The organism is Bartonella sp. AP58NXGY (assembly GCF_042195785.1).
In the GTDB taxonomy this organism is placed as follows: Bacteria; Pseudomonadota; Alphaproteobacteria; order Rhizobiales; family Rhizobiaceae; genus Bartonella.
The window spans coordinates 1-5,452 of sequence record NZ_JBHIOY010000027.1 but is presented as its reverse complement, the minus strand read 5'-3'; the positions used below and the strand labels follow the sequence as shown (position 1 = coordinate 5,452).

Annotated in this window: 1 protein-coding gene and 1 pseudogene; both read left to right on the top strand. The window is 37.2% G+C overall.

Annotation, left to right across the window (positions count from 1 at the left end):
- Positions 1 to 315 (top strand): YadA-like family protein (locus tag ACFINC_RS08875; protein WP_375616970.1); only part of this gene is annotated, 315 nt, incomplete at its 5' end.
- An 827-nt stretch (positions 316 to 1,142) separates the two neighbouring features.
- A pseudogene (locus tag ACFINC_RS08870) lies at positions 1,143 to 5,452 on the top strand (hypothetical protein); the annotation flags it as partial.

The window sequence follows — 5,452 nt, the reverse complement described above, 5'->3', positions numbered from 1 at the left end:
ATCAATGATGGTGTTAACGAGTCGAAATCTTATACAGATATGAAGTTTGAGACGTTGAATTATGCCATTGAAGATGTTCGCAAGGAGGCAAGGCAAGCAGCTGCTGTTGGTTTGGCAGTAGCAGGTTTACGTTATAATGATACACCAGGGAAGTTGAGTGTTTCATTTGGTACGGGCGTATGGCGGAGTCAATCGGCATTTGCTATTGGTGCTGGTTATACATCTGAAGGTGGAAATATCCGCTCTAACCTATCTGTCACGAGCTCAGGAGGTCATTGGGGGTTAAGCGCAGGAATAAACTTAACGCTAAATTAATGATAAAAATAAGATATTTAACACTCCCCCATTTGCCCTTGCTTTTATGAAGTAGGGGCAAAATTTTTTAAGCATATAAACGCAATAGTATGAGTTCTACACCCAGAAAATCTTTTAGCAACTGTTACCAAGAAACTACATTTTTACCTCTACAGTGAATTATTTTCTCTAAATACTTCAAAAGAATCTTTTTTTCTTGATATCTTGCAAATATCTTTTATAAGAAACGAAGCTTTTTATAAGTAATACTCATTTTGATGGAAATAAACTTTCAAAGGGGGTAGTAATGTGTGAAGATAAAAAATACACAAAAAGTATATATATCACTGCATAATACTTGAAAAAAGAAAATGTACCTAAGAAGTTCATTATTCGAAAATATCCAAACTTCTTAAATATTACAATTTCTATTTTATTGTTATTTTTTCACTTTAATTTCTATTGAGAAAACACTGCTTTCTAATAAAACTACAATTTATAAATAACAAAACACATTAAAACTCTTTGAGAAGCATTTCATAGTGGCCACTGCCAAGTAAAAAAGTAACATTAAATATGCAAAAAAACCTTTCAAAGTTAAGCAATAAAATAATACATCAACACCTATTACATTCTAAATGTATCACTTTTGTGTCCAAAAAACATAAATCAAAAAACCAAAATTCAGATATCAGTATAAAAAACATACACAACAACATAAAGCACTCAAAACGCTCACATTCTAAGCAATTATCTTCTATTTCAAATTCCAGAGAAACAACTAATGCTAAAATGTGTCTTTTTTATGTTTTGGAGGTGTTTTTAAATTTTTCATTGGAGAGTTTATTATGAAGAAATTATATAGAACACAGGAAACGAGTGAATTAAAACTTTCTCGTTTTTCTTTTGTTAAAGTTCTTTCATTGGCTGCAGCGGCTACATTTTTATCAAATGTTACCCCTGTTTTTTCGGCAAATCCTGATTTTAGAAATACATTTCTTGAAGGTGTAAAGAGTGCTGTTGTATCTTATCCACAAAGCATCATCTCTGTTGATAGTTTAAATGCTTCTGATGACTATGCAAATTTTTTAACAAAAATCCTTTCTAGTGCAAGTGATAATAATTCTATCATCAAAGACGGAAATAAGTTATCGAAAAATACGTTGAATATAGAGGGGCAATATAAAAAATCTCTCATTAGTTCACGATCGTTTGTGGTTGATAGCTTTGCAGACCAACAGCTTGCACAGAATGATGAGAATACAGAAATTATTAATGGATCTAGTTTTTCACAAAATGATCCTAACACGAAAATGACACGTAGTGCGAGAATGCAACGTGGTAATGCAGACGCAGGTAATGTTATTTTCGGTGACGGCGTTTCTTCGAAAACCACGACCAGTGTTATTATTGGTTCTAAAGTGACGGCGAAGTTAGATGCTAATGATCCAGAGAAAACACCGCTGGCAGCATCTGTTGCTATTGGTGCTAATTCGCACATCCATAGAGGAGGGAGCGTTGCCATTGGTGCTGATACAGAGACACTAAGGAATGATGCAGTTGCTATTGGTCGTTTTGCGCGGGTAGAACAGGATGCTGGTACAGCTCTAGGATTTAGTACAAAAGCATTAAAAAATGGTTCTGTTGCGCTAGGTGCAAATTCTGTGGCCGATAGGGATGCTGGTGTTGCTGGTTTTAATCCTTTTCTTAAAGGAGAAGTAAAGGATGAAGAAGGGATTGCATGGAAAAGTACGCTTGGTGCTGTCAGCATTGGTGCTGATGAAAAAACCCGCCAAATTATAGGAGTGGCGGCTGGAACGAACGATACTGATGTTGTTAATGTTGCGCAGTTGAAGTCATTACAAAGTTACATAGATCAAGGTTGGCAGCTGTCTGTTGGTGGTGCAAATGCTACAACTGTTGGCATAAAGAACGAAGTCGATTTATCAGCAGCAAGTACAAATCTCACGATTACAAAAGGAGAGAAAGACAATAAGGTAAAATTTGATCTGGCTAAGGAAATTGCAGTCAATAAAGTAACAACAGGAAACAATATTTTAGATGCAACGGGTTTAGTAATTTCTGGAGGTCCTAAAATAACCACCGGTGGTATTGATGCTGGCAGTAAAAAGATAATAAATGTGGCAGATGGCACTGAAGCGAATGATGCGGTGAATTTTGCACAATTGAAAGAAATAAAAGAACAAGTAGCAGCCAGTAGTTTCGTAAAACAGGATTCTGCAACGAAACACATCACCATTGGTAAGGATACAGATGGTGATAAAATCGATATTGCCAACAACAAAAATGAAAAGCGTACTCTTACTGGTATAAAGGATGGAGCGCTCTCAACAGATTCAAATGAAGCAGTCACTGGTTCTCAGTTGTTTACTACAAATCAAAATGTTGCCGCTGTAGCCACGAATATAGCCAAGTTCTTTGGGGGTAACGCTAAATATGAAGATGGCACGTGGACAAATCCAACTTTTAAAGTAAAGTCAGTTAATGCTGAAGGTGAGGAAAAGGATGAGACTTATCACAATGTAGCAGATGCACTTGCAGGTGTTGGAAGTTCTGTCACGCACGTTCAGAATAAATTGACTGAACAGGTTACAAATGTGATTACCAAAGTTGAAAGTGAAAGCTTTGTTCAACAAGAACAAGAAACTAATCGTCTCACTATTGGTGCCAAAACAGAAGGCAGTGAAATCAATATCGCTAATAAAAACGGTGTGGACCGGATTCTTTCTGGTGTTGGGGAAGCAAAGAACAATAATGATGCTGTTAACAAAAGGCAGCTTGATAGCAATATTGAGACTGTCAATAATAATATAACAAAAAAGTTTGACACACTTACTCAAAACATAACGAATATTACTCAGCAAGTTAAAGGTGATTCTTTATTATGGAGCGAGACTGATACAGCTTTTGTTGCTCAGCATGGCGATACAGATAAAAAAACTAATAGCAAGATTACACACATTTTAGATGGAGATATTGCTTCTGGTTCAACAGATGCTGTTACAGGTGGTCAGCTTTATTCAATGAATCAAACAGTTGCTACCTATTTTGGTGGTGGTGCTGGCTATGATAAGAATGGACAATGGAAGGCTCCCAATTTTGTTATCAAGAAAGTTGATGAAACAGGCAAAGAAAGTGAGGAAAGCTATGAGAGTATAGCGGAAGCGCTTTCTGATATTAGTACTTCTGTCACAAATGTTCATAATGATGTGACGAATGTTGTTAGTGATAGCCTTGTCAAGCAGGATGGTGGAGATACTGGTCGTATCACTATTGGTGCTGAAAAAGAAGGCACAGAGCTCAATATTGCTAACAGTAAGAAAGAAAATCGGACGCTTTCTGGTGTTAAGGCAGGGGTGCTTTCAGCAGAATCAACAGAAGTTGTAACTGGCTCCCAGTTATTTGCGACCAATCAAAATGTTACTGCAGTAACTACTAATCTGGATAATGTTTCTAAAAATGCATCAGCTTATTTGGGTGGTGGTGCTGATGTATTGAATGGTAAAGCACCAACTTATACTGTTCAAGGGAAGCCTTATAATGATATTGGCAGTGCTTTTAGCGGTGTTAATACATCGCTCACGGATCTTCACAATGAGCTTTCTAAGGACAAAAATGAACTTACACAAACCATTGAGAAGAATGCTTTGTTATGGAATGATGAAGTTCAGGCTTTCGTAGCACGCCATGAAAAGCGCAAAGAAGAAAAAGATGGAGCTGTAGCAACCCCAGAAAACAGTAAAATTACATTTCTTGCAAGTGGTGACATTACCGCAAACTCAACGGATGCTGTTACAGGTGGTCAGCTTTATTCAATGAATCAAACAGTTGCTACCTATTTTGGTGGAGGTGCTGGCTATAATGAAAAAGGGGAATGGGTTGCACCTACCTTCAAGCTTAAAACTGTAAACTCTGATGGTAGTACTGGTGAGGAAAAGATTTATAATAATGTAGCCGAAGCGCTTTCTGATATTAGTGCTTCTGTCACGAATGTTCATAATGATGTGACCAATGTTGTCAGTGATAGCCTTGTGAAGCAGGATGATGAGACGAAGGTTATCCGTATTGGTAAAGAAGTAGAAGGCAGTGAAATCAATATTGCGGATAAAAGTAGCAAAGATAGGATTCTTTCTGGTGTGAAAGATGCAGAACAGGATAATGAAGCGGTTAACAAGGGTCAGTTTGATAAAGGTTTAAAGGAACTTTCTGAAAGTCTACAGTCTGATGATTCAGCCGTTGTTCATTACGATAAAAAAGATGACGAAAGTGGTGCCATTAATTATGCGAGTGTGACTTTTGGAAAAGGTAAGGATTCTTCCCCAGTTGGACTTCATAATGTTGCTGATGGTAATATTGCTGAAAATTCACATGATGCAATTACGGGTGGTCAGATCAATAAAATTGGTGAGGATATTGCTAAGTTCTTAGGTGGAGAATCCTCCTTTAAAGATGGTGCTTTAACTGTTCCAACTTATGAAATTTCTAATATTTCTGACACAGGTGAGGTAACAAGGAGTTCTTATAACGATGTTGGAAGTGCATTTGCAGGTCTTGATAAGAATTTCAATAATGTCAATAATAATCTCACGAATAAGTTTAATGAACTTACTCAAAGCATCACGAATATTACTCAAGAAGTTCAAGGAGACGCCTTGTTATGGGATAAATCTAAAGGCGCTTTTGTAGCAACACATGGAGACAATAAAGAGAACAGCAAGCTTACATCTCTGAAGAATGGTGACATTACAGCTGCTTCAAGCGATGCTATAGCTGGTAATCAGCTCTATGCTCTAGGTGATAGTGTTGCGAAAACTTTAGGCGGTAATGCTAGCTATAAAAACGGCACATGGACAAGTCCTACATTCAAGTTTAAGAGCGTTAGTGAGGATGGTACTAAAGTTGAAGATAAAGATTATAGTACTGTAGCGGCAGCTTTTGCTGGTGTAGGGCTCTCTTTTGAGAATCTTCAAAAAGAGATTACTCAAAGCAACACAGAGGTTACTGACAATATTAAGCAGAATGCATTGTTGTGGAGTGATGAAGATAGTGCGTTTGTAGCACTTCATGGGCAAGGTGACACAAGAAGCAAGAGCAAACTGAAGTTACTTTTAGATGGAGATATTTCTGAAGGGTCTAG